Here is a 23293-nt window from a genome sequence, read left to right on the forward strand (position 1 = left end):
GCCGCCAAACAACCGGCGGCAGATGACCTTGTGGGTCCCGCCCGTGGCACATCCCTGTCTGCGGAGCGCATGACCCGCCACCCTTACCCCTTGAGAGGTGACCCGTGAGCGCTGGTGAAGAGAACTCCCATATCCGCAGCGGACTGACGAACCAACTCCCGGACCTGGATCCGGAGGAGACCCAGGAATGGCTGGAGTCTTTTGACCAGCTCGTGGAATTCCACGGCACCGAGCGCGCGGAGTACATCATCCGCTCCCTGCTGCAGCGGGCCGGGGCGAAGTCCATCGAGGTCCCGATGGTCACCACCACTGACTACGTCAACACGATCCCGGTGGACCAGGAACCTGACTTCCCCGGCGACGAGGAGATGGAGCGCCGGGTGCGCCGCATCCTGCGCTGGAACGCGGCCATCATGGTCCACCGTGCCCAGCGCGGTGACATCTCGGTCGGAGGGCACATCTCCTCCTACGCCGGAGTCGCCACCCTCTACGAGGTGGGCCTGAACCACTTCTTCCGCGGCGCCGATCATCCCGGCGGCGGGGACCAGATCTTCTTCCAGGGGCACTCCTCCCCCGGCAACTACTCCCGCGCCTACCTTGAGGGTCGGCTCACCGAGGCCCAGCTCGACGGGTTCCGTCAGGAGCGCTCGAAGGCCCCCAACGGTCTGAGCTCCTACCCGCACCCGCGGCTGATGCCCGAGTTCTGGCAGTTCCCGACCGTGTCCATGGGCATCGGTCCGATGAACGCGATCTACCAGGCCCAGTTCAACCGGTACCTGCACAACCGCGGGATCAAGGACACCTCGGAGCAGCAGGTCTGGGCGTTCCTGGGCGATGGAGAGATGGACGAGCCGGAATCCCGCGGGCTGCTCCAGCTGGCGGCGAACGAGAAGCTCGACAATCTGAACTTCGTGGTCAACTGCAACCTGCAGCGCCTCGACGGTCCGGTGCGCGGCAACGGCAAGATCGTCCAGGAGCTGGAGGCATTCTTCCGCGGCGCCGGCTGGAACGTGATCAAGGTGCTCTGGGGCCGCGAGTGGGACGAGCTGCTGGACAAGGACGACGACGGCGAGCTGGTTCGGGTCATGAACGAGACCCTGGATGGTGACTACCAGACCTATAAGGCGGAATCCGGGTCCTTCGTGCGCGAGCACTTCTTCGGCCGTTCCGCGAAGACCAAGGAGCTCGTCGCGGACATGTCCGACGACGACATCTGGAACCTCAAGCGCGGCGGACACGACTATAAGAAGGTCTACTCCGCATACAAGGCGGCCACAGAAGCCACCGGCAAGCCCACCGTGATCCTGGCCCAGACGGTCAAGGGCTACGGACTGGGCCCGAGCTTCGAGGGGCGCAATGCGACCCACCAGATGAAGAAGCTCACCGTCGATGACCTCAAGCGGTTCCGCGACACGCTGCGGATCCCGGTCAGCGACGAGCAGATCGAAGCCGATCCCTACAACGTGCCGTACTACCACCCCGGTGCGGACTCCGAGGAGGTCAAGTACACCCTCGAGCGTCGTCAGGGCCTGGGTGGATCGGTTCCCGAGCGTCGCACCGCCGGCGAAGGGTTGATCCTTCCCGAGGCGAAGACGTATGCGCAGGCCAAGAAGGGCTCAGGCAAGCAGAAGGCCGCCACCACCATGGCGCTGGTCCGGCTGCTGAAGGATCTGATGCGGGACAAGAACATCGGGCACCGGATCGTGCCGATCATCCCGGATGAGGCACGCACCTTCGGGATGGACTCGTTCTTCCCCACGGCGAAGATCTACAACCCCAAGGGGCAGAACTACATCTCCGTGGACCGCGAGCTGATGCTGGCGTACAAGGAGTCCCCGCAGGGTCAGATGATCCACCCGGGCATCAACGAGGCCGGAGCCACTGCGGCCTTCACCGCGGCCGGCACCTCCTACGCCACACATGGCGAGACCATGATCCCGTTCTACATCTTCTATTCGATGTTCGGGTTCCAGCGCACCGGTGACTCCTTCTGGGCCGCGGCGGATCAGCTGGCCCGCGGCTTCATCATCGGTGCCACGGCCGGGCGCACCACGCTGGTGGGCGAAGGTCTGCAGCACCTCGATGGGCACTCCCCGCTGCTGGCGGCGACCAACCCCGCGGTGAAGCACTTCGACCCCGCGTTCGGCTATGAGATCGCGCACATCATGGAGAACGGGCTGTACGAGATGTACGGCGATCATGACGGTGACCACAACGTGATGTACTACATCACCGTCTACAACGAGCCGGTCCAGCACCTTCCCGAGCCCGAGGGCTTGGACATCGAAGGTGTCAAGCGCGGGATCTACCGGCTCTCCGTCTCGGAGCAGGACGGCCCGAAGGTCCAGCTCCTGGGCTCCGGAGTCGGTGTGCCCTGGGCCAAGGATGCCGCCGAGATCCTCGCCGAGGAGTGGGGCGTCTCCGCCGATGTGTGGTCGGTGACCTCCTGGAACGAGCTGCGCCGCCAGGCGCTGCATGTGGAGCAGTCAGCCATGCTGGACCCCGAGCGGGAGCCCGAGGTTCCCTTCGTGACCCAGCAGATGGAAGGCGCCGAGGGTCCGATCATCGCGACCAGCGACTTCGCCACGCAGGTCCCGGATCAGATCCGGCAGTTCCTGCCGAACCGTTTCGCGACGCTGGGGGCCGACGACTTCGGCTTCTCCGACACCCGCGCCGCAGCCCGGCGGCACTTCAAGATCGACGCCCACTCGATGGTGGTGCGCGCACTGCAGATGCTCGCCGAGGACGGCGACATCGACGCCGGTGTCCCGGTCGAGGCGATGAAGAAGTACGACCTGGGCAACGTCAACGCCGGCGCCTCCGGTGAGGTCGAAGACGGCTGATCCCCACCACCCCGGCTGAGCCGGGGCGGAGATGAGCACCAGAAGGGCCCGGAGCAGCAGCTCCGGGCCCTTCTGCGTCGCTGGGGTCATGACGCCGGGCCCTGCTGCGTTGCTGGGCCGCACCGTGGCGCGGACCGCCTCGCGGAGTGCCGCAGGCCCCTGATCAGCCCTCCACCACCCTCGGATCGGTGTTTGTAGGGATCGCACAACTGGCGGGTCACCGGCACACGCCCTAGGCTCCAGAGCATGACTGCATCTGCTCCGACGACACCAGGGCCCGTACCGGTCTCCTGGGAGGCCCTGGAGGTGCTCCGCTCCGACGCGGGCAACCTCACCCACGAGGTCAACTGCCATCTGGAAGAGACCCTCACCTGGTACCGCCAGCTGAGCACCGATGAGCGCGCCTCGCTGCGCCTGATCGCCCAGCGCGGCATCGGGGGGCTGATCACGTGGCTGGAGAACCCGTCCTCACGCTCGCTGCCCCTGGTCAACGAACTGCTCGGCAGCGCCCCGACCGACCTGATGCGCACCATCTCGCTGCAGCGCGCGCTGCAGCTGATCCGCAGCATCGTCGAAGCCGTGGAGCAGCGACTGCCCGGCCTGGTCCCGGCCCAGGATCAGCAGCTGATGCTCGAGGCGGTGCTGCGCTACTCCCGTGAGGTCGCCTTCGCGATCGCGGACGTCTACGCGCGCGCCGCAGAGTCCCGCGGGGCATGGGATTCCCGCCTGGAGGCGCTCCTGGTGGACGCGGTGCTGCGCGGGGAGCCTGCGGAGCAGATCGCCTCCCGGGCCGCGGCCGTGGGGTGGCGCAGCCACGAGGGGGTCGTCGTCGTCGTCGGGGAGGCCCCGGAACAGGCCGACGCCGTGTTCATCTCGCAGCTGCGCCGGCAGTGTGTGCGCTTCTCCGCCGATGCTGTCGTCGGGGTCCACGGTGACCGGCTGATCCTGCTCCTGGGCCGGGTCACCGAGCTCGAGGCGGGCCTGGAGCGGATCATCCCGCGCTTCGGCGCCGGCCAGGTGGTCTTCGCCAGCTTCGCTGGGTCGATCAGCCAGGCACACGCCAGCGCACAGTCGGCCTTCATCGGGTTCGGCGCCGCGGGCGCCTGGACCTCCGCCCCGCGCCCGGTCGCCGCGGAGGACCTGCTTCCGGAACGGGCGCTGTGCGGGGACGAGACCGCGAAGACCGCGCTGCGCGAGAGCATCTTCGAGGTGCTCCGCGCGGCCGGGAACGGGCTGCTCGAGACCGTCACGGCTTACCTGGAGGCCGGCCACTCGCTTGAGGCCACGGCGCGCGAGCTCTTCGTCCACACCAACACTGTGCGCTACCGGCTTCGCCGGGTCACGGATGTCACCGGGTGGGACCCGGTGAACCCGCGAGACGCCTACGTGCTGCAGACCGCCCTCGCCGTAGGACGCCTCTGACCACGCGTTGTAGGGTACCTACAAACGCCACGTGCGAGCTTGGTGAGCCCATGACCGCCGAAAATCAGCCCCCATATGGGAAGTTGGAGTTGTGCTTGCCATAGTTTGCCCCGGACAGGGGTCCCAGACCCAAGGCTTCCTCTCGGAATGGATCCGTGACGACGCCTCCCGCGCCGCACTTGACACCTACTCCCAGCACTCCGGCACCGACCTGGTCACCCACGGAACCGTCTCTGACTCCGAGACGATCCGAGACACCGCCGTCGCTCAGCCGCTGATCGTGGCGGCCTCCCTGCTCAGCGCCTCCGCGCTGGACCTCTCGGCGCTGAACCCGGAGCGGGTGCTCTTTGCGGGACACTCCGTGGGAGAGGTTCCCGCCGCGGTCCTGGCCGGGGTGCTCACCCATCAGCAGGCGCTGGAGTTCATCAAGGTACGGGCTACCTCCATGGCGGCCGCAGCAGCCGCGGTGCCCACCTCCATGGCGGCCGTGGTCGGCGGGGCAGAGGACGAGGTCCGGCAGGCGATCGCCGACGCCGGGCTGACCCCCGCCAACGCCAACGGCCCGGGGCAGATCGTCGCGGCCGGGGAGCTGGACAAGCTCGCCGCGCTCGAGGCCAACCCACCGACTCGCGCCCGGGTGATCCCGCTCACGGTGGCCGGCGCGTTCCACACCGACTTCATGGCTCCCGCGCAGCAGTCCCTCGCCGCCGCCGCAGCCGAGTTCACGGTCACCGATCCCCGCCACCGGCTGATCTCCAACCGCGACGGCGGCTATGTCACCTCTGGAGAAGAGGTCCTGCAGCGCCTGGTGGATCAGGTGACCCGACCGGTGCGCTGGGACCTGTGCATGGAGACCATGGCAGACGCCGAGGTCACCGGCGTCCTGGAGCTGCTGCCCGGCGGCACGCTCACTGGCCTGGCCAAACGCGGGCTCAAGGGCGTGAAGTCCCTGGCCGTGAAGACTCCCGCAGACATCGACGCCGCTGCGGAATTCATCGCCGAGCATGCGGGTTGAGCCGAAGGGCCCGTGCTCCACGGGCCCACAGACCCCCTGCTCCGGCGACCCCGCCGGGCAGCTGCCCGCCCATGACCTATGAAGGACGTTGACGTGACTCCAGCTCTGAAGCAGCCCACCGCCATAGCGGGCACCCGTGTCATGGGCCTGGGTGCCTATCGTCCCGACGTCGTGATCGACAACGAGCAGATCTGCCAGTGGATCGACTCCTCCGACGAATGGATCCAGAAGCGCACGGGCATCAAGACCCGGCACCGCGCCCCGCGCGAGGTCTCCGTGGTGGACATGGCCGAAGGTGCCGCCCGGGAGGCGCTGGAGCACGCCGGGATCTCCGGGGATCAGCTCGGCGGAGTCATCGTCGCCACCGTCACGCATCCCTTCGCAACCCCCTCAGCGGCCGCCGACCTCGCGCACCGCCTCGGCGCCACCCCGGCGGCGGCGTTCGACGTCTCCGCGGCCTGCGCCGGGTACTGCTACGGAATCGGACAGGCCGACGCCATGGTGCGCGCCGGGCTCTCCCGCTACGTCCTGGTCGTGGGCGTGGAGAAGCTCTCGGACTTCATCGACAACCATGAGCGCACCATCTCCTTCCTCCTCGGCGACGGCGCCGGGGCGGCGATCATCGGTCCCTCCGAGGAACCCGGAATCTCCCCCTCGATCCTCGGCTCCAACGGCGAGAAGTGGGAAGCCGTGGCGATGGACAGCACGCTGCTGAACTTCCGCGACGCCCTGTCTCGGGCGCGGGAGACCCAGGACGCGACCGAGCTGCTCGACGCCGAGAACCGGTACTGGCCCACGCTGCGCCAGGACGGGCCCACCGTCTTCCGCTGGGCCGTCTGGGAGATGGCGAAGGTGGCTCAGCAGGCGCTGGACGCCGCCGGGATCACCGCCGATGACCTGGTGGCGTTCGTCCCGCACCAGGCGAACATGCGCATCATCGACGAGATGGTCAAACAATTGAAGCTTCCTGAGCACGTGAAGGTCGGCCGAGACATCGTGGACGCGGGCAACACCTCCGCGGCCTCGATCCCGCTGGCCATGCACCGTCTGCTCAAGGAGAACCCAGAACTCTCCGGCGGTCTTGCTCTGCAGATCGGCTTCGGAGCCGGACTGGTCTACGGCACGCAGGTCATCCGGCTGCCCTAGACCCCGGGTCCGGGCCTGCCTGGCAGACCCGGAGCAGATCCATCGTCAACCCGAAGAACCACCTACAGAAAAGGAGCCGCTGATATGGCTGACAAGAACGAGATCCTCGCAGGCCTGGCAGAGATCGTGAACGAAGAGACCGGCCTGGAGACTGAAGAGGTCCAGTCGGAGAAGTCCTTCACCGAGGACCTGGACATCGACTCGATCTCGATGATGACCATCGTGGTCAACGCCGAAGAGAAGTTCGACGTCAAGATCCCCGACGAAGAGGTCAAGAACCTGGCCACCGTCGGTGACGCCGTGGACTTCATCGCCAACGCCAAGGGCTGATCCAGCTCTGATCCGAGCGGGAGGGCTGCGGCGCAGCGCCGAGCCCTCCCCTCCACTCCCCCACCTGCTCTCCCACATTCATTGAGGTAGATCCATGACACGTCGTCTTGTCATCACCGGTCTCGGCGCCACCACCCCCATCGGCGGCGACGTGCAGACGCTCTGGACCAACGCACTTGCCGGCACGCCCGGGGCCAAGACCCTGGAGCACGACTGGGTCGAGAAGTACCAGCTGCCGGTGACCTTTGCCGCGGAGGTCTCCATCGAACCGGCCGAGGTGCTCTCCAAGCCCGAGACCCGTCGGATGGACCGCTCCACGCAGCTGGGCATGGTCGCTGCCCGGCAGGCCTGGGAAGACGCCGGCCTCGGTCGCCCCGGCGATGAAGGCTATGACCTGGACCCCGAGCGGGTCGCCGTCTCCTTCGCCACCGGCATCGGCGGGGTCTGGACGCTGCTCGACAGCTGGGACACTCTGCGCGAGCGCGGACCGCGCCGGGTGATGCCGATGACGGTCCCGATGCTGATGCCCAACGGCGCCGCCGGGGCGATCAGCCTCGACCTGGGCGCTCAGGGCGGCGCGCGCACCGCGGTCTCGGCCTGCGCCTCCGGCGTCGAGGCGTTGGACGTGGCCCTGGAGATGCTGCGCAAGGGCGACGCCGACGTCGTCCTGGCCGGTGGCACAGAGGCCGCCATTCATCCGCTGCCCATGGCGGCGTTCAGCTCGCTGCAGGCACTCTCCAAGCGCAATGACGACCCCGCAGCGGCGTCCCGACCCTATGACCGGGACCGTGATGGCTTCGTCATGGGCGAGGGGGCAGGTGCTCTGGTGGTCGAGACCGAGGAGCACGCGAAGGCTCGCGGCGCGACGATCTATGCCGAGCTGGCCGGATCCGCGATCACCTCGGACGCACATCACATCACCGCTCCGGACCCGGAAGCGCTGGGGGCTTCGCGTGCCCTGCGCCGGGCGCTGGACTCTGCCGGCGCCGAGCTGGGCGAGGTCACCCATGTCAATGCTCACGCCACCTCCACCCCGGTCGGTGACAAGCCGGAGTACGCAGCCCTGAAGGCGGTCTTCGGGGACCACCTGGAGAACATCTGCGTCTCCGCGACGAAGTCCCAGACCGGGCACCTGCTGGGAGCGGCCGGTGCCGTGGAATCAGTGCTGACCGTCAAGGCGCTGCACGAGCGGCGGGCGCCGGTCACCATCAACCTGGAGCACCAAGACCCGGAGATGCCGCTCGACGTGGTCGCCGGTGAACCGCGCGAGCTCGGAGACCGCCAGCAGGTCGCACTGTGCAACTCCTTCGGTTTCGGCGGGCACAACGCCGTGGCCGCGTTTCGCAGCTACTGAGCCGCTCCACCTCGGCGGAACCGCTCCCCTGCGACGAACCCCGATCCTCGGCGGCCGCCGCAGCGCAGGAAAAGACCCCCGGCCGGAATCCTCAGGGATTCTGACCGGGGGTCTTCTCTGCTTCACGGGGAAGCTGCCGCGGCTGGGAAGCGATGGCCCCCGAGGGGGGCGCTGGGCGGCAAGTCTGTGTCGGTGCTGGCCGGACGCGGCAGGGCCGGCGGGCTGCGGTGGAGGACGCAAGCCGCGCAGGCCTCCGCTCAGCTGACCACCTGGTGCAGCCAGTGGACCGGTGCTCCCTCTGCCGCGTGGCGGAAGGACTCGAGCTCCTCGTCCCAGGCCTCACCCAGGGCCAGGGAGAGCTCCTGATAGACCACGGAGGGGTCGCCGGCGCCCATCTCGTAGGCGTAGCGGATCCGATCCTCGGACACCACGATATTGCCGTGCACATCGGTGGTGGCGTGGAAGATGCCCAGCTCAGGCGTGTGCGACCAGCGTCCGCCGTCGCAGCCGGGCGAGGGGTCCTCGGTGACTTCGAAACGCAGATGGTTCACCGCGCGCAGCGCAGAGGCCAGCGTGGCACCGAGTCCAGCGGGGCCCTCCCAGGAGAGCTCCGCGCGGAAGTCACCGGGCGCGGCAGGCTGAGGGTGCCATGTGAAATCCACTCGGGAGTCGACCGCCGAGGACACCGCCCATTCGACATGAGGGCAGAGCGCGGCGGGCGCCGAATGGATGTGAAGCACACCTCGGGCCGTATTTTGAGACATATCCATCCTCCACTGTGCTGTTGGTACGTCTTCCCCTACGACCAGACAGCAGCCAGTTGGCTGATGGTTCTACTCTCCTGCACAGGTTAACATCCTCTGCGGCGAGCAACACTACTGATCTTAACAGATCCAGGTCAGATCGCTTTCTCAGGCGCGAGGATGGGCCTGCCCATAGGCGTCGCGCAGCGTGTCGATGGTGACGTGCGTGTAGAGCTGAGTGGTGCTCAGGGAGGCGTGGCCCAGCAGCTCCTGGACCGTGCGCAGATCGGCGCCGCCTTCGAGCAGATGGGTAGCCGCCGTGTGCCGCAGCGCATGCGGGCCACGGGCGGCTGTGGTGCCCAGCCTGGCCAGCTGAGCGTCGACGACGCGCCGGACCGTGCGCACGTCCACCCGTCCGCCGCGGCGACCCAGGAAACACGCCTGCGCCGAGGCCGGGGTCGCAAGCTCGGGGCGTCCGTGGTCGAGCCAGGCTCGCAGCGCGGCCTCGGCGGGCACGCCGTAGGGAACGATCCGCTCCTTATTGCCCTTCCCGAGCAGTCGCACCATTCGCCGCCCGGTCTCGAAGGAAGACAGATCCAGTCCGCTGAGTTCAGAGACGCGCATTCCGGTGGCGTAGAGCAGCTCTACCATCGCGGCGTCGCGCAGGCTCAGCGCGTGCGCGGGGTGATCCGGGGCCTCCGCGTAAGTGGTCTCCTGCGCCGCTTCGGCCAGGTGACCGGTGAGATGCTCCACGTGCTGGTGCTGCAGCACATCGGGCAGGTGGTTGCTGCGCCGCGCGGTCCGGAGTCGGACGGACGGGTCCTCGGGCAGGTGCCCGCGGCGGTGTGCCCAGGCGGTGAAGGCCCGCACCGAGGCGGTCTTCCGGTTCAAGGTGTTTCTGCTCAGCCCGGTCTCGTGCAGCTCCCCCAGCCAGCTGCGGATCCCGGCGAGGCTGAGCTGTTCCAGCGGGCCTCGGCGCTGGGCGAGCTGCAGGAGGTCGCTGCGGTAGGCGCGGATCGTCTGCGCGGAGAGCCCGCGTTCGTGACGGAGATGGTCGATGAACGCTGTGATCAGCTGGGGTTCTGCCGCGGCGGCGGGCTCTGCTGGTTGATCCTGCACGGGGGCCATGGCGAAAGTCTACGACCGCCTGACAGATCCCGTGGTTCGGCGCGCACCGGCCCTGGCGGCACTGCACGCGCCGCCGCACTCTGCGCGCTGACCTCATGCCCGCCCCCACTGTCCGTTGACGTCTCTGGCGTGGCCGGAGCGCTGAAGTCGAGTCAGCTCGGCGAGGACCTTGGGCAGCGGCAGACCGGCGACCGCCGAGAGCTTGCCCGGGGCGCTCAGGCCGCGTCTGGGAAGAGCGTCGAAGAGCAGCCGCTGGGCCTCATCGAGTCCGTCCTGCGGCTGCTTCGGCCCGGCCGGAATGGGCAGCTCGGGGTGGACGGGGTTTCGGGACGGGGCGCGTGCTGGTACGGCTCCGGTGACCAGACCCAGCGCGTCGGCTGCGTCGCGGACCAATTGGGCCGGGGTCTCCCGCAGCAGCCGATGGCAGCCGGCTGAGGAGGCAGAGAAGATGCTCCCGGGCACCACGCCGACCTCTCTGCCCAGGGTGAGCGCATGGTGGGCAGTGGACTGTGCGCCGCTGCGCCACCGCGCCTCGGTGACCACTGTGACCATGCCCAGTGCGGCGATGAGTCGGTTCCGCTGCAGGAATCGATGCCGCGTGGGTGCTGATCCCGGTGCCATCTCGCTGAGCAGCAGTCCCTGCGCCGCGACTTCTCGGAGCAGGCTCTCGTTTCCGGCCGGATAGAACCGGTCCAGTCCCCCGGCCATGACCGCGAGCGTAGGCGCCTTTCCGGCGTTCTCCGCGGAGCACGACCGCACGGCTGACTCGGATCCGGGTGCGGAGCGTGAGGCTTGTTCCAGGGCTGTGCGCAGCGCGGCTCTGTGTGCTGCGGCGTCGACACCGTAGGCGCCGCCGGAGACCACGCAGAGCCCCGCGCGCACCAGATCTTCGGTGAGCTCTGCAGTGACCCGGATGCCGTAATCGGTGACCTCCCTGGACCCGACGATGGCCACGGTCCGATTCGGTCCGGGGAGCCGGTTCAGCGACACCTCCTCGGGTTCCTCGCCGCCGCGGAACCAGAGCGCCACGGGCGCCGATGGTCCGAGGTCCTTCAGCTGCTGCGGCCAGCCCGGGTCCTCCGGCGTCAACACGCCTCCGCCCAGTCTGCCCATGGCCGCAAGGTCGGCGGCGGCATGGAGCTGATCGCAGCGGGGGCGCCATCGCGCGAGCCCCTCGCGAAGATCGCGCTGGCGGGGCCCCAGTCCCGCTGACTCTGCGGCCTCGGCGAGCCTCTGACGTTCCGAGGCCGAGGCTGTGCGTCCGGAGGTGATCAGCGCATGCAGGGCCTCTGCGCCGAAGCGCTCCAGCGCGAGGCCGGCGAGAAGATCGCCGGGTTCGATCAGTCGGGACAGGTCTGCGCGGATGATCCGCTGGGGGGTTGCTTGCAGGGGCTCAGGTGTCATCGGTTCTCCCGGGGTCAATGGGTCTGGGACCTCTGGCGCAGCTGCAGGGCGGCGTCGACCTCATCGACGCCCGGCCGGTCCTGGTCCATCAGGTCCGCGATGGTCCAGGCCAGCCGCAGCACGCGGAGATATCCGCGCAATGAGATCGACGCCTTGTCCAGGGCATCGTCGATGTCTCTTGTAGACCCCGCGGGCAGCTTCAGCTCTCCGGTGAGCAGCTGCATCGGAGCCTGGGAGTTGGTTCGCAGCCCCCATCGCCGCAGGCGCTCCGCCTGCGCCGCGCGGGCGTCCAGGACCCGGGCGCGGACTGCCGCCGAGCTCTCCCCCGGCGGACCGAGGGCCGCAGCGGCTGATCGGGGCCGATCCACCTGGATCTGCAGATCGATGCGGTCCAGCAGAGGACCCGAGAGACGCGCCATATAGTTTCGCCGCTGAGCCACCGAGCATCGACACCGCGTCCCAGAGCCCACATTGAGACCACAGGGACACGGATTCGCCGCGAGCACCAGCTGGAAACGAGCGGGGTAGGTCACGCTGCCGGCGGATCTGTGCAGCGAGATCCTCCCGGTCTCCAGGGGCTGGCGCAAGGCGTCGAGGGCGGGCCGGGGAAACTCGGGAGCCTCGTCGAGGAAGAGCACTCCCTGATGCGCTCGAGTCACCGCCCCAGGGCGGGCGATGCGGGCCCCACCACCGACGATCGCCGCCATCGAGGCGCTGTGATGCGGAGCCTGGAACGGCGGGACTCGGCGCAGCCTGGTGACAGTGCGCGGATCTGCCGAGATCGATTCGATCGCGGTGGCTTCCATCGCCGCTTGGTCATCCAGCGGCGGCAGAATCCCCGACATCCGCTCCGCCAGCATGGTCTTGCCAGCCCCGGGAGCACCGATCAGCAACAGGTGGTGGCCTCCCGCCGCCGCCAGCTCCAGAGCGAACCGCGCCTCCTCCTGACCTCGCACCTCCGCGAGGTCGGGGCCGGGATCACCGAGGGGACCCTCACCGTCGTTTCCTGAAAGGAACGGCCCGAGATGGTCCTGAGCAGCACTGGCCTCTCGGCGCGGATGCAGGACGCCGGCGTCCGCTGAACGCTCTGCACCCCAGCGTTCGAGCCCGAGCGAGTCGCGGACCCGCGGTGTGAGCGCGGCCGACGCGAAGGATGTCACGACCTGACCCACATGCGAGCCGGCGAGAACCGTCATCCCCGGCACCAGAGCAGCTTCCTGAGCATTCTCCACTGCGACCACCACGGTCTGTGCGCCGGCAGCCTGGGCCGCAGCCACCGAGGGAAGCACGCCGCGGACCGGGCGGAGACGACCGTCCAGACCCAGCTCCGCGAGGAACACGACCTCAGCGGTGCTGCTGACCTTTCCGTCGGCTGCCCAGGCGCTCATCAGGATCGCGAGGTCAAGCACCGAGCCGGACTTCGGCAACGACGCCGGCAGCAGATTGACGGTGAGCCGACGGGCAGGGAGATCGAGGCCGGCGTTCTTGGCCGCGGAGCGGATCCGGTCCTGGCTCTCGCGCAGTGATGCGTCGGGCAGGCCCAGCAGGATGAATGCGGGAAGTGCCCGGCCGACGTCGGCCTCTACCTCGATGAGATGACCGTCCATGCCGAAGAGGACCACCCCACGTGCGCGACCCATGCTCATCAGCTGACGCCCTTGAGGTGTTCCACGCCGCGGATCAGATGTTCCGCAGCGTGTGCCTCCGAGGTCCCGCTCAGCACCACAGCGACGACGTCGACTCGGCGCCGCTCGTGCAGCCGGTGCCCTGCGGCGCAGTATTCCAGCAGCAGCCGGTGCAGCCGGGCGAGCTTGGGGCCCGTGATCGCCTCAAAGGGGTGGCCGTAGCCGCTGCCCCGGCGGGTCTTGACCTCCACGGCCACCAGGTGGGCGCCGTCCCTGGTGATCAGGTCCAGTTCACCGCGCGCACCGCGCCATCGGCGTTCGAGGATCTCATGACCCTGCCGGGACAGATACTCGGCCGCGATCTCTTCTCCGATGATGCCCGTGACGTCCTTGGCTCGCATCTGCGCTCCTCTCTCAGGAGCACCAGCATCGGGCACGCGTCGCGGACCCGGGGGCGACACCGGGGCGCTGTGGAAGACCGGCCCGGCGCAAGACGGCGCATCCCACCTGGGGCAGACTGAGCCCGATGGCGCGCCCAGCGCCCGATCAGCCGAGAGACCGCCGGATCAGACGCCGAGGTTCCAGCTCAGCCGGTGCTGAGCGGTGACGCCGAGCTCCAGCAGCGCGCTGCGGTGGCCCTGGGAGCCGTAGCCGCGGTTGGAGTCCCACCCGTACCCGGGGTGTTCTGCGGCGAGCTCCTCCATCAGCTGATCTCGCTCCAGCTTGGCCAGCACCGAGGCACAGGCCACCGTCAGGGACTTGATATCTGCCTTGACCATGGTCTGCACCCGGGGCGAGGTCCCGTGGGTCAGCCAGTCATGGGAACCGTCCAGGATCACGGCGTCCAAGGGTCGCCCGAGCTGGAGCTCCACCGCGTTGAGGCCTGCGAATCCGGCGGCGCGCAGCGCCCCGTTGATCCCCAGCGCGTCGATCTCTCGTGGCGCCCGGTGCTGGACGCTGTAGGCAGCGGCGTGTTCGCAGATCTGCGGATGCCAGCGCTGCCGCGCCTTGGCGCTGAGCAGCTTGGAGTCGCGCACGCCGTCGAGCTGGGAGCAGACTCCGCTCCCCCTCGGCGTCTGGGCGAACACCGGGGAGGCCAGGTCGAAGACCACCACTCCGATGCTGACCGGACCGGCCAGGGCGCCCCGGCCGACCTCGTCGATGCCGGCGATGTAGCGGACGTTGCGCTGAGCGGCGATGGCCAGCTCTGGCAGCAGCGTGGCGTTCTCAGGCATCAGCGGGTGAGAGCGGAGGAACGGGTGCTCATGGCGCCGGGACCGACTCGAACGGGTCCCGCTCGGTCCCGCCGTCACCGAAGTGATCCAGCGGCCAGATCACGGCGCTGGAGCGACCGATGACGTCTTCCAGCGGGACGGCTCCCATATCGGGTTCATCCACGTGGGAGCGTGAGTCGGCGGAGTTCCCGCGGTGATCCCCGAGCAGCCAGACGCTGTCCTGCGGGACGGTCACCGCGAACTCACTCTCGCTGGGGACGTCCCCGGGGAAGATATAGGGCTCCTCGATCGGCTCGCCGTTGACCAGGATCCGTCCCTGATCGTCACAGCACTCGACCTCATCGCCGCCCACCCCGACAACCCGTTTGACCACGAAGTGCGAGGAGGTGTCGGGCATCAGACCGAAGAAGATCATCGCGTCCTGGAAGGTGTTCGTCTCGATCTGGGTCCCGGCGCCCCACCACTGGCGGGTGTCTTCGAAGACGACGACGTCCCCGCGCTGGACCTCCATGACCTCAGGCGCCAGCAGGTTCACGATGATCCGGTCATCGACCTGCAGGGTGGGCTCCATCGACTCCGAGGGGATGTAGAAGGCCCGGAAGAAGAAGGTCTTCACCACGAACGAGATGACCAGGGCGAACACCAGGATCGTGGCGATCTCGATTAGGAATGCCGCCAGCGGGTGTCGGGCGTCGCGGGCCTGACGACGTCGTTCTCGACGGCTCTGCGGCTGTGCTGCCGGAGGCGTGTCACTGCTGCTGATGATCGACCTCCGGGAGTTCTCGTCGTTCGCTCCAGGGCCAGAACACGCCAGTGACGCGGCCCAGGATGCGGTCCTCGCTGATCATACCCCCGCCAGGTGCGCCCAACAGCGCGCGGGAATCCAGCGACTCCTCACGGTTGTCCCCCATCACCCACAGGCGACCAGGGGGCACCTCGGCCTCGAAGCTCAGCTCCGAGGCGGGCATCCCGGACGAGACCTCACGGCCCAGATAGTCCTCCTGAACTGGTTCCGCGTTGACCGTGAGCGCTCCGGAGTCGGTGCAGCAGGCGACGGTGTCACCGCCGGTGCCGAGCACCCGCTTGACGTAGGTCGCCGGCGGCGTGGCGAGGCCGAACCAGTGCCCGACCCGTGCGGCGAGCTCCTCCAGGTTCGATCCACCGCCCTCGTAGGGGGTGAACGAGCCCTCACCGTCGAAGACGATCACATCCCCGCGCTGCACGCCCTCGTCCCCGGGGTAGTGCTTTTCGACGAGGATCCGTTCTGCATCTGCCAGGGTGGGCTCCATGGAGACCTGCGAGACGGTGTAGACGTCGACCACGAACACGCGCAGCCCGGTCGCCACCAGCACCGCGAGCACCACCGTCGCGGCGAGCACCGTCCAGGACGGGAATCTTCCGAGTCGGGCGGACCGCCTGAAACGCCGAGAACCCCGAGCCGCCGAGTCGGACTCGGAGTGCTCAGGGTTCTCTGCGCTGTTCATACGACGTTCAGGCTCTCAGCGGTGCGCCGACGCTGATCCGTGGATCAGGCTTCGGTGACCTCTTCGACCTTCTCGCCCTGCTGGCGAGCAATGGTGGACTCACGCTTCTCCTTGATGCGTGCAGCCTTACCATGGCGATCGCGCATGTAGTAGAGCTTGGCGCGGCGAACGTCACCGCGGGCCAGGACCTCGATCTTCTCGGTCACTGGGGAGTGCACCGGGAAGGTACGCTCCACGCCGACGCCGAAGGAGACCTTGCGGACGGTGAAGGTCTCGCCGACGCCGTGGCCCTGGCGACCCAGGACGTAGCCCTTGAAGACCTGAACACGGGTGTTCTTGCCTTCGATGATGTTCACGTGCACGCTGACCGTGTCGCCGGGGCCGAACTCCGGGATGTCGGTGCGCAGGCTGGCTGCGTCGATGAAATCGAGCTTATGCATATGTCTCTCCTTGAACGAGCGCCACAGGTCATTCGTTCGGGTTGCGACCTCTCGGCCGGCGCTCAAGGCGCCGCGCACGCCGGAGTCCGGCGCAGGTCAAATCACGAAGATCCGGATCGGGAGGAATTCCCGCTCCGGCGGCCCGTCTGTTGACGCTCATCCCCCATGGCAGATGAAGCCGCCCAGCAGGCACGGTGGTCAATTCTATGTCAGATTCTTCTCCTGTGCGACCACGTGCTTGGCCCACAGATCCGGTCGTAGCTTGCGGGTGCGGACATCCTGTTGCTGCGCTCGCCAGGCCGCGATCTTCGCGTGATCCCCGGAGAGCAGGATCTCGGGCACATCGAGGCCGCGCCAGCGCGCGGGTTTGGTGTAGACCGGGTACTCCAGCAGCCCGTGCGCATGGGACTCCTCCGCCAGCGACTCCGGGTTGCCCAATACCCCGGGGATCAGCCGGGTGATGGCTTCGACCATCACGACGACGGCGGACTCGCCGCCGTTGAGCACATAGTCCCCGATGGACATCGGGCGCACGTCGAAGTGCTGCGGGGCCCAGTCCAGCAGTCGCTGATCGATGCCCTCGAAACGCCCAGGAGCGAAGACCAGGTGCTCGGTGCGGGCCAGCTGCTGCGCGGTGTGCTGGGTGAGCACCTCCCCGGCCGGGGTGGGGATGATCAGGGTCGGCAGGCCTTCGGCGTCTGGAGACTGCGCGTGGGCCGGGGGCTGGGCCTGGGTGAGCACATGCTCCAGCGCCAGCGCCCACGGCTCGGGCTTCATCACCATCCCGGCGCCTCCGCCGGTGGGGGTGTCATCCACGCTGCGGTGCTTGTCGAAGCTGAAGTCGCGCAGCTGGTGCCGGTGCACGGCGAGCCGCCCCTCGCGCTGGGCCTTCCCGATCAGGGAGAGGTCCAGGACGTCGAAGAACTCGGGAAAGATGGAGATCAGGTCGATCCGCATGGCGTGCCTGCCGCTCAGAACAGGCCGGCCGGCGGGGTCAGCACGATGCGCCGATTCTCCACGTCGACCTCGGGGACGAGCTCTTCGACGAAGGGGACCATGACTTCCTCGCCGCTGCCGGAGGTGACCACGAGCAGGTCCTGGGCGGCTCCGGTGAGCAGCTCCTTGAGCGTGCCCAGGGGCTGGCCTGCGGCGTCCACGCAGGAGAAGCCTGCGAGCTCGTGGCTGTACCAGCCGTCCTCGTCGGTGTCCTCCAGTGCGGGGACCGCGACGTAGAGGGTGGAGCCGCGCAGGGCTTCGGCGCTGTCGCGGTCGCTGATCTCCGCGAAGCTCAACAGCGCGATGTTCTTGTTCCATCGCTGCCGGGTGATCGTCAGCGTGGTGGTGCTGCGATCCAGGGTCTGGGCTCCGGGGGTGCGGATCAGTTCCGCCCCGGGGGCCAGACGCTGCTCCGGCTCATCGGTGTAGAGCTGGGCGGTGACCTCGCCGCGGATCCCGTGGGGTTTGCCGATACGAGCGACCCGCAGGCGCTCTGCCGAATCTGGCAGTGCCTGCGGGTCGGTCTCGTGTGCTTCCTGGCCTGGTGTGCCAGCAGTCATGGTGCAGTCCTCGGATCGCTCAGCGGCTGCGGTCGGTGTCGACCACGTCCACCCGGACATCGCCCCCACCAGGGAGCGCGGAGACCACAGTGCGCAGTGCCTTGGCGGTGCGCCCGGCCCGGCCGATCACTCGACCAAGGTCATCGGGATGAACCCGCACCTGGAGCACGTCGTAGCGACGCCCGCCCTTACGGCGGACATCGACGTCGTCCGGCGCATCCACGATGCCGCGGACCAGGTGTTCGAGCGCGTCACTCAGCACTGCATCAGCTCCCATGATTACTCGGCGTTCTCCTGCGAAGCAGACTCAGCTGCCTCTTCGGCAGGAGCCGGAGCCTTGGACTTCTTCTCCTGGATGACCGAACCCTTGCTGGGAGCGACGAACTCCTCCTTGGGGGCCCGGGTGCGCAGAGTGCCCTCGGAGCCTTCGAGGCCCTTGAACTTCTGCCAGTCACCAGTGACCTTCAGCAGTGCATTGACCTGCTCGGTGGGCTGGGCGCCCACGGAGAGCCAGTACTGAGCACGCTCGGAATCGATCTCGATCAGCGAGGGCTCCTGCGTCGGGTCGTACTTGCCGATCTGCTCGATCGCGGCGCCATCACGCTTGGTGCGGGAGTCGGCGACGACGACACGGTAGAACGGTGCACGGATCTTGCCCATGCGCTTCAGACGAATTTTAACTGCCACTTGAGTGGTCCACTCCTGTTTCTTGTTTCAGGGGCGCGGTCAGGCAACAGATTGCGTGGGGACGTGCTGCACAATCGATGCGACCACTTCAGAACATTGTCCCTACGGCGGGTTTAGAGGGTGCCCTCCGTCGAACAAAGTACCTGCCTATTGTGCCAGAGATCCCTCGAACGCGCGATCTGGCGCCCGGTCCGCGCTGGTCAGCGCAGGTACTTCTCGAACCCCTTGGGTAGGTTCAGGTCCTCGGGCTTGAGATCCTTCGAGCCCGCGCCGAAGCTAGAGCCGTCCATCCGCTTGGCGGCACCCTGGGTGCGCTTGAGCTCGGCCTCGCGGGCCTCTTGGGCCGCCTTGGCCGGGTTTCCGGACTTCTTCTTGGGCTTGGGCGCAGGCTTGCGCTTCTTCGACGCCCCTCCGCCGGCGCCCATGCCGGGCATCCCACCCATTCCCGGCATCCCGCCGCCGCCGGGCATCTGAGGCATTCCCCCGCCCCCAGCCATCTTCTTCATCATCTTCTGCGCCTGGGTGAAGCGCTCCAGAAGCTGGTTGACCTCAGAGACATGCACGCCGGAACCCTTGGCGATGCGCGCCCGGCGAGAGCCGTTGATCACCTTGGGCACATTGCGCTCATAGGGGGTCATCGAATAGATGATCGCCTCCACCCGGCCGATCGAGGACTCGTCGAACTGCTCGAGCTGCTGGCGCATCCCCTGGGCGCCGGGCATCATGCCCAGCAGCTTCTTCATCGAGCCCATCTTCTTGAGCTGCTGCATCTGGCCCAGGAAGTCGTCGAGGGTGAAGTCCTCCTGGTCGGCGAACTTCTTCGCCATCTTCTCGGCCTCGCCGCGATCCCAGTTGGCCTCGGCCTGCTCGACCAGGGAGAGGATGTCTCCCATGTCCAGGATCCGGCGCGCCATCCGGTCCGGGTGGAAGACCTCGAAGTCCTTGAGTCCTTCACCGGTGGAGGCGTACATGACCGGCTTGCCGGTGACCGAGGCGACGGAGAGGGCTGCACCGCCGCGGGCGTCACCGTCGAGCTTGGTCAGCACCACGCCGGTGAAGTCGACGCCCTCGTTGAAGGCCTGGGCGGTGGTGACCGCGTCCTGGCCGATCATCGCGTCGATCACGAAGAGCGTCTCGTGGGCGCCGACCGCAGCCTTGATGTCTGCGGCCTGACGCATCAGTTCGGCGTCGACGCCCAGCCGGCCCGCGGTGTCGATGATGATCACGTCGTGCAGCTTGTTGCGCGCCTCGGCGAGCCCGTCGGTGGCCACCTGGACCGGGTCTCCGGTGGCGGCCTCGAACTCCGATGAGACCCCTGGGTGCGGGGCGTAGACCGGGACACCGGCGCGCTTGCCGCCGACCTGCAGCTGCGTGACCGCATTCGGTCGCTGCAGGTCACAGGCGATCAGCATCGGGGTGTGGCCCTGATTCTTCAGGTGATGCGCCAGCTTCCCGGCCAGCGTGGTCTTGCCCGCGCCCTGCAGGCCGGCGAGCATGATCACGGTCGGCGGGTTTTTCGCGAAGGCCAGCTCGCGGGTCTGCCCGCCGAGGATCCCGACAAGCTCCTCATTGACGATCTTCACGACCTGCTGACCCGGGTTCAGCGCCTGGGCGACCTCGGAGCCGAGGGCGCGCGCCTTGACCTTGGCGATGAACTCGCGGACCACCGGCACCGCGACGTCGGCGTCGAGCAGCGCCCGGCGGATCTCCCGAGCGGTGCCGTCGATGTCGGCCTCGGAGAGCCTGCCCTTGCCGCGGAGGTTCTTGAAGGTCGCGCTCAGGCGATCGGAGAGGGAGTTGAACACGTCTGGGATGTCCCTTGGGTCGTGGGTGGTGGCTGCGCGGCCCGGAGCAGCGTGCGTCCACCGCGCAGTGGATGTACCGAGGCTCTAGAGTATCAATGTGCGATGGACAGACCTTCCCCCCAGTGACACCGCCTCCCAGACCGCAGAACGTCCGGAGCGGGTCCCGGCCACCGACGCGGCGATCCTCGAGGCCGCCAGGAAAGCCCACGTCCAGGCCCTGGGCGCGGTGGAAGAGGCACATCGCGCGGCGGCGCGCTCCTGGTCCGCGCCGACACAGGACTCGATCGCCGGCAGCCTGCACACCCGGCACGCCGGCGCGCACTGCGAGCGCGCCGAGGCCCTGGCCGAGTCCGCACAGGCCCTGACGGGGTCCCCTCGGGCCCTGAAGGGGTCCCCCGCGCTCCCTGGCGCCCCGGCGAGCGCCGCGCCGGATCACACCAGCCCGACACCGGACCACGCCGGCCATGCCCCCGCCGATATGCCGACCCGGCAGTGGGCCCAGGCGCTGGATGCCGCCACGAAGCTGCCAGACCCGGAGGCGGGCATCTCCAGGCCCGCGCTGACCCTGCGCGTTGGTCTGGTCGCTGGAGCTCGGCTGCACGCCGGATTCTTCGGCCTGGCGGAGCTGCGAGAGATCACCGCCGAGGACTGGGAGACCGAGCTGGAGCAGATCGACCTGCTGCTGATCGGTTCCGAGACGGAGGAATCGGCGGAGTTCCTGCTCGAGACCCTGATCCCCGCGGCCCGGGCTCGCGGCCTGAGCGTCGTCCTGATGGTCACCTCCGGCCCCGCAGTCGGCCCCAGCCTGAGCATCGCAGAGCGCTGCTCGTACATCTTCGCCACAGACCACGAAGCCGCGGAGGTGCTGCGAAGCCGCTGCTCCGACGCGATCCCGGTGGAGGTGATCCCGCATCCGGTGAGTCCGTTGCTGCACTCCCCGGTGGGGACTCGTCCCGCGCGCAGCTCGCTGATCGCACTGCTGGGCACCGAACAGCGGCGGCCCGCCGCACATCTGGAGGAGCCTGAGTTCATCCCGCCGCTCTTCGACGGGGCCCTGGGCTCCGGACGGCCGACGGCGCTGCTTCCACCGCACCTCACCCCGAGCTTCACCCGCGGTCCGGCTCCGGACCCACGACCGAACCACTGGGCGATCCCCCGGGACTATGCCCCCTGGACGCTCACCCGTGCGGAGGCTGCCACGCTCGAGTCCCCGGAGACCGCGGCCAGACTGCAGCGCGCCCTCGACGTCGGGCTGGCGGTGAACGCAGTGATGGACTCGCAGGCGGTCTTCGATCCCCAGATCCTGCAGCTCCAGGCCAGCGGGACCATGGTGCTCTCCACCTATAACCAGGGCGTGAACTCCTATTATCCGCAGGTCCATATCGCGAACTCGGCGGAGGACGTCGCCAAGACCCTGGAGACGATGACCTTGGAGGAGCTGCGCCGGGTCCAGGCGGACGGGATCCGGAAGATCTTCACGGACCATCACGGTGCCGAGGTGCTGAGCCGGATCGTCCAGGCTGCCGGAATGGAGGCCGAGGTGTGCCAGGAACGCATCCTGGTGGTCGCCGATGAGCTCACCGAGCAGCTGCGCGCGGACGTCGCCTCCCAGACTCACCCAGCCAGCACGGTCACCACCTGGAGCCAGCTGAGCGCCCAGGGCAGCGAGGGCACCGAGCTTCTCCACGCAGGCGTAGACATCCTGGTTCCGCTCAGCGCGGCCCGGCGCTACAGCCCGGAGTACCTCGCCGATCATGTCGCCGCCTTCCGGTACCAGTCGGCGGCGGTGACCACGAAGCTCGACGGCGACGCCGCCTCCACGGACGACGCCGCCCATCAGCGCCGCCGGGGTGTCACCGATCTGGGACTCTCCGCCTGGTGGCGGCCAGAACTTTCCACCGCCCTGTCCCCGGAGCGACTGCTGGAATCCCTGGAGTCGTCCCCAAGCTCAGCAGCTTTGCCGCTGCCGGTCTACGCCATCGATCATCTGGGGCACCGCCGTGCCGGTGCCCGGCGTGAGATCATCCGCGAGCGGGGAACCGAGCTGGCGCAGGCTCGAGAGGAGTTCCGCGCCACCGCCGAGACGCTGGGACTCGAGCTCGCCGTCATCGTCCCGATCTATAACAACGGGGACCATCTCAGGCATAAGGCGTTCGCCTCGCTGCGCCGATCCGGGATGTTCGAGAAGATGCATGTCCTGTTGATCAACGACGGCTCCACCGACGCCTCCACCGTGGACACCATCGAGGAGCTCGCCGCGACGTGGCCAAACGTCTCGGCGTTCCATCATGGACTGGGCGGGTCAGGCTCAGCCTCCCGTCCGCGCAACACCGGGCTGGCGCTGAGCTTCACTGAGTTCCTCACCTACCTGGATCCCGATGATGAGGAGCTCGAGGACGGCTACTGGGAGCTGCTGGAGCGGCTGCGCGGGGCTGAAGAGGCTGATTACGCCCTGGGGACCATGGCGGTGTGGACCCGCAAGTATGGGGTCCACGACTACCATCAGTGGTTCCAGCCCGGCGTCGAGCACCGCGACGGTCTGCACTGGCCCACCCAGGACGCCCTGCAGATACTGAACTTCCGGCCAGCCTCCATCGAGGCGCTGGTGGCGCGCACGGCCTGGCTGCAGGGCCTCGGGCTGGTGCAGCCCGAGGGCGCGGTGGGACAGGACAGCTACTTCTTCCAGCAGATGTTCTTCCACACCCGGGCGTATGTCCCGGTCTACCGCCCGGTCTACACCTACTACGGGGCGGTGAAGACCTCGATCGTCAACGTGATCTCACCGAACTACTTCCGCAAGTACCTGATCCTGGAGCAGGATCGTGCGGCCTGGCTGCGCGAGGTCGGGCTGTTCGAGGTCTACCTCGAGCAGCGCTTCGAGTCGTTCTTCGTCTCCTGGTATCTGCAGAAGTACCGTCGTGTGCTGCCTCACGACCGCGACGAGGCGGCCGGTGTGCTCCGGGAGCTCATCGCCGCCTACGGAGAGGTCCGCTGGAGAGATCCTCGTGGACTGGACTTCTTCCACAGCGCCGAGGGGCGACCATGATCACCCAGACGAGCAGCGCCGGTTCCTGAG

The 23293-nt window shown here is 68.1% G+C and carries 21 protein-coding genes; 7 read left to right on the plus strand and 14 right to left on the minus strand.

Going from position 1 to position 23293, the window contains the following annotated elements:
- Positions 1-104: 104 nt before the first annotated feature.
- The 6 genes from aceE to fabF all read left to right on the plus strand — a co-directional run bounded on the left by aceE (position 105) and on the right by fabF (position 8110).
- A complete protein-coding gene (aceE, locus tag HNR11_RS12000) occupies positions 105-2843 on the plus strand; it encodes a pyruvate dehydrogenase (acetyl-transferring), homodimeric type (protein WP_058889085.1) in 2739 nt (912 codons plus the stop codon).
- Between the two features lie 246 nt (positions 2844-3089).
- On the plus strand, positions 3090-4265 hold the full coding sequence (locus HNR11_RS12005; RefSeq protein ID WP_058889084.1) for a PucR family transcriptional regulator: 1176 nt from the start codon (positions 3090-3092) through the stop codon (positions 4263-4265).
- Positions 4266-4356: 91 nt separating this feature from the next.
- On the plus strand, positions 4357-5280 hold the full coding sequence (locus HNR11_RS12010; protein ID WP_179442579.1) for an acyltransferase domain-containing protein: 924 nt from the start codon (positions 4357-4359) through the stop codon (positions 5278-5280).
- A 141-nt stretch (positions 5281-5421) separates the two neighbouring features.
- A complete protein-coding gene (locus HNR11_RS12015) occupies positions 5422-6426 on the plus strand; it encodes a beta-ketoacyl-ACP synthase III (protein WP_246310664.1) in 1005 nt (334 codons plus the stop codon).
- 84 nt (positions 6427-6510) lie between these two features.
- On the plus strand, positions 6511-6756 hold the full coding sequence (locus HNR11_RS12020; protein ID WP_058889081.1) for an acyl carrier protein: 246 nt from the start codon (positions 6511-6513) through the stop codon (positions 6754-6756).
- 94 nt (positions 6757-6850) lie between these two features.
- Entirely contained in the window at positions 6851-8110 is a 1260-nt protein-coding gene (fabF, locus tag HNR11_RS12025) for a beta-ketoacyl-ACP synthase II (RefSeq protein ID WP_179442581.1), read from the plus strand.
- A gap of 257 nt (positions 8111-8367) precedes the next feature.
- On the opposite strand, the gene HNR11_RS12030 is transcribed toward fabF, so the two are convergent.
- The 14 genes from HNR11_RS12030 to ffh all read right to left on the minus strand — a co-directional run bounded on the left by HNR11_RS12030 (position 8368) and on the right by ffh (position 20217).
- A complete protein-coding gene (locus HNR11_RS12030; protein WP_058889079.1) occupies positions 8368-8874 on the minus strand; it encodes a DUF3145 domain-containing protein in 507 nt (168 codons plus the stop codon).
- A 147-nt stretch (positions 8875-9021) separates the two neighbouring features.
- Positions 9022-9981, minus strand: coding sequence for a tyrosine recombinase XerC (locus HNR11_RS12035; protein WP_179442582.1), 960 nt, complete (start codon positions 9979-9981; stop codon positions 9022-9024).
- Between the two features lie 93 nt (positions 9982-10074).
- Positions 10075-11385: a DNA-processing protein DprA gene (locus tag HNR11_RS12040; RefSeq protein WP_179442583.1), complete on the minus strand. Its 1311-nt coding sequence runs from the start codon at positions 11383-11385 to the stop codon at positions 10075-10077.
- A gap of 14 nt (positions 11386-11399) precedes the next feature.
- Positions 11400-13025, minus strand: a complete 1626-nt coding sequence (locus HNR11_RS12045; RefSeq protein WP_343050672.1) for a YifB family Mg chelatase-like AAA ATPase — start codon at positions 13023-13025, stop codon at positions 11400-11402.
- Positions 13026-13030: 5 nt separating this feature from the next.
- A complete protein-coding gene (locus tag HNR11_RS12050) occupies positions 13031-13411 on the minus strand; it encodes a YraN family protein (RefSeq protein ID WP_179442585.1) in 381 nt (126 codons plus the stop codon).
- A 165-nt stretch (positions 13412-13576) separates the two neighbouring features.
- Positions 13577-14245 (minus strand): ribonuclease HII, encoded by a 669-nt coding sequence (locus HNR11_RS12055; protein WP_179442586.1) that lies wholly within the window; start codon positions 14243-14245, stop codon positions 13577-13579.
- 28 nt (positions 14246-14273) lie between these two features.
- Positions 14274-15008, minus strand: coding sequence for a signal peptidase I (lepB, locus tag HNR11_RS12060; RefSeq protein ID WP_425488277.1), 735 nt, complete (start codon positions 15006-15008; stop codon positions 14274-14276).
- Complete coding sequence (gene lepB / locus HNR11_RS12065; protein WP_343050673.1) at positions 14995-15624, minus strand: signal peptidase I; 630 nt, start codon at positions 15622-15624, stop codon at positions 14995-14997. The genes lepB (HNR11_RS12060) and lepB (HNR11_RS12065) overlap by 14 nt, the downstream gene beginning before the upstream one ends.
- Positions 15625-15773: 149 nt before the next feature.
- The gene (rplS, locus tag HNR11_RS12070; RefSeq protein WP_058889071.1) at positions 15774-16169 is read right to left on the minus strand and encodes a 50S ribosomal protein L19; all 396 of its coding nucleotides are present in this window, start codon (positions 16167-16169) and stop codon (positions 15774-15776) included.
- A gap of 204 nt (positions 16170-16373) precedes the next feature.
- Complete coding sequence (trmD, locus tag HNR11_RS12075) at positions 16374-17126, minus strand: tRNA (guanosine(37)-N1)-methyltransferase TrmD (RefSeq protein ID WP_179442588.1); 753 nt, start codon at positions 17124-17126, stop codon at positions 16374-16376.
- Positions 17127-17140: 14 nt separating this feature from the next.
- Positions 17141-17725, minus strand: coding sequence for a ribosome maturation factor RimM (gene rimM / locus HNR11_RS12080; RefSeq protein WP_179442589.1), 585 nt, complete (start codon positions 17723-17725; stop codon positions 17141-17143).
- Between the two features lie 19 nt (positions 17726-17744).
- Positions 17745-17987: an RNA-binding protein gene (locus HNR11_RS12085; protein WP_036476533.1), complete on the minus strand. Its 243-nt coding sequence runs from the start codon at positions 17985-17987 to the stop codon at positions 17745-17747.
- Between the two features lie 17 nt (positions 17988-18004).
- Positions 18005-18412: a 30S ribosomal protein S16 gene (gene rpsP, locus HNR11_RS12090; protein ID WP_179442590.1), complete on the minus strand. Its 408-nt coding sequence runs from the start codon at positions 18410-18412 to the stop codon at positions 18005-18007.
- A gap of 200 nt (positions 18413-18612) precedes the next feature.
- Positions 18613-20217 (minus strand): signal recognition particle protein, encoded by a 1605-nt coding sequence (gene ffh, locus HNR11_RS12095; protein ID WP_179442591.1) that lies wholly within the window; start codon positions 20215-20217, stop codon positions 18613-18615.
- Between the two features lie 97 nt (positions 20218-20314).
- On the opposite strand from ffh, the gene HNR11_RS14300 reads away from it, so the two are divergent.
- Positions 20315-23263: a glycosyltransferase gene (locus HNR11_RS14300; protein ID WP_179442592.1), complete on the plus strand. Its 2949-nt coding sequence runs from the start codon at positions 20315-20317 to the stop codon at positions 23261-23263.
- Positions 23264-23293 lie beyond the last annotated feature (30 nt).

Source organism: Nesterenkonia sandarakina, assembly GCF_013410215.1.
GTDB lineage: Bacteria > Actinomycetota > Actinomycetes > Actinomycetales > Micrococcaceae > Nesterenkonia > Nesterenkonia sandarakina.

Bases quoted from the DNA above. Each gene is read 5' to 3' on its own strand.
- HNR11_RS12005 (WP_058889084.1), top strand. From the start codon at position 3,090: ATGACTGCATCTGCTCCGACGACACCAGGGCCCGTACCGGTCTCCTGG.
- HNR11_RS12015 (WP_246310664.1), top strand. From the start codon at position 5,422: ATGGGCCTGGGTGCCTATCGTCCCGACGTCGTGATCGACAACGAGCAG.
- HNR11_RS12020 (WP_058889081.1), top strand. From the start codon at position 6,511: ATGGCTGACAAGAACGAGATCCTCGCAGGCCTGGCAGAGATCGTGAAC.
- fabF (WP_179442581.1), top strand. From the start codon at position 6,851: ATGACACGTCGTCTTGTCATCACCGGTCTCGGCGCCACCACCCCCATC.
- HNR11_RS12030 (WP_058889079.1), bottom strand. From the start codon at position 8,874: ATGTCTCAAAATACGGCCCGAGGTGTGCTTCACATCCATTCGGCGCCC.
- HNR11_RS12035 (WP_179442582.1), bottom strand. From the start codon at position 9,981: ATGGCCCCCGTGCAGGATCAACCAGCAGAGCCCGCCGCCGCGGCAGAA.
- HNR11_RS12040 (WP_179442583.1), bottom strand. From the start codon at position 11,385: ATGACACCTGAGCCCCTGCAAGCAACCCCCCAGCGGATCATCCGCGCA.
- HNR11_RS12045 (WP_343050672.1), bottom strand. From the start codon at position 13,025: ATGGGTCGCGCACGTGGGGTGGTCCTCTTCGGCATGGACGGTCATCTC.
- HNR11_RS12050 (WP_179442585.1), bottom strand. From the start codon at position 13,411: ATGCGAGCCAAGGACGTCACGGGCATCATCGGAGAAGAGATCGCGGCC.
- HNR11_RS12055 (WP_179442586.1), bottom strand. From the start codon at position 14,245: ATGCCTGAGAACGCCACGCTGCTGCCAGAGCTGGCCATCGCCGCTCAG.
- rplS (WP_058889071.1), bottom strand. From the start codon at position 16,169: ATGCATAAGCTCGATTTCATCGACGCAGCCAGCCTGCGCACCGACATC.
- trmD (WP_179442588.1), bottom strand. From the start codon at position 17,126: ATGCGGATCGACCTGATCTCCATCTTTCCCGAGTTCTTCGACGTCCTG.
- rimM (WP_179442589.1), bottom strand. From the start codon at position 17,725: ATGACTGCTGGCACACCAGGCCAGGAAGCACACGAGACCGACCCGCAG.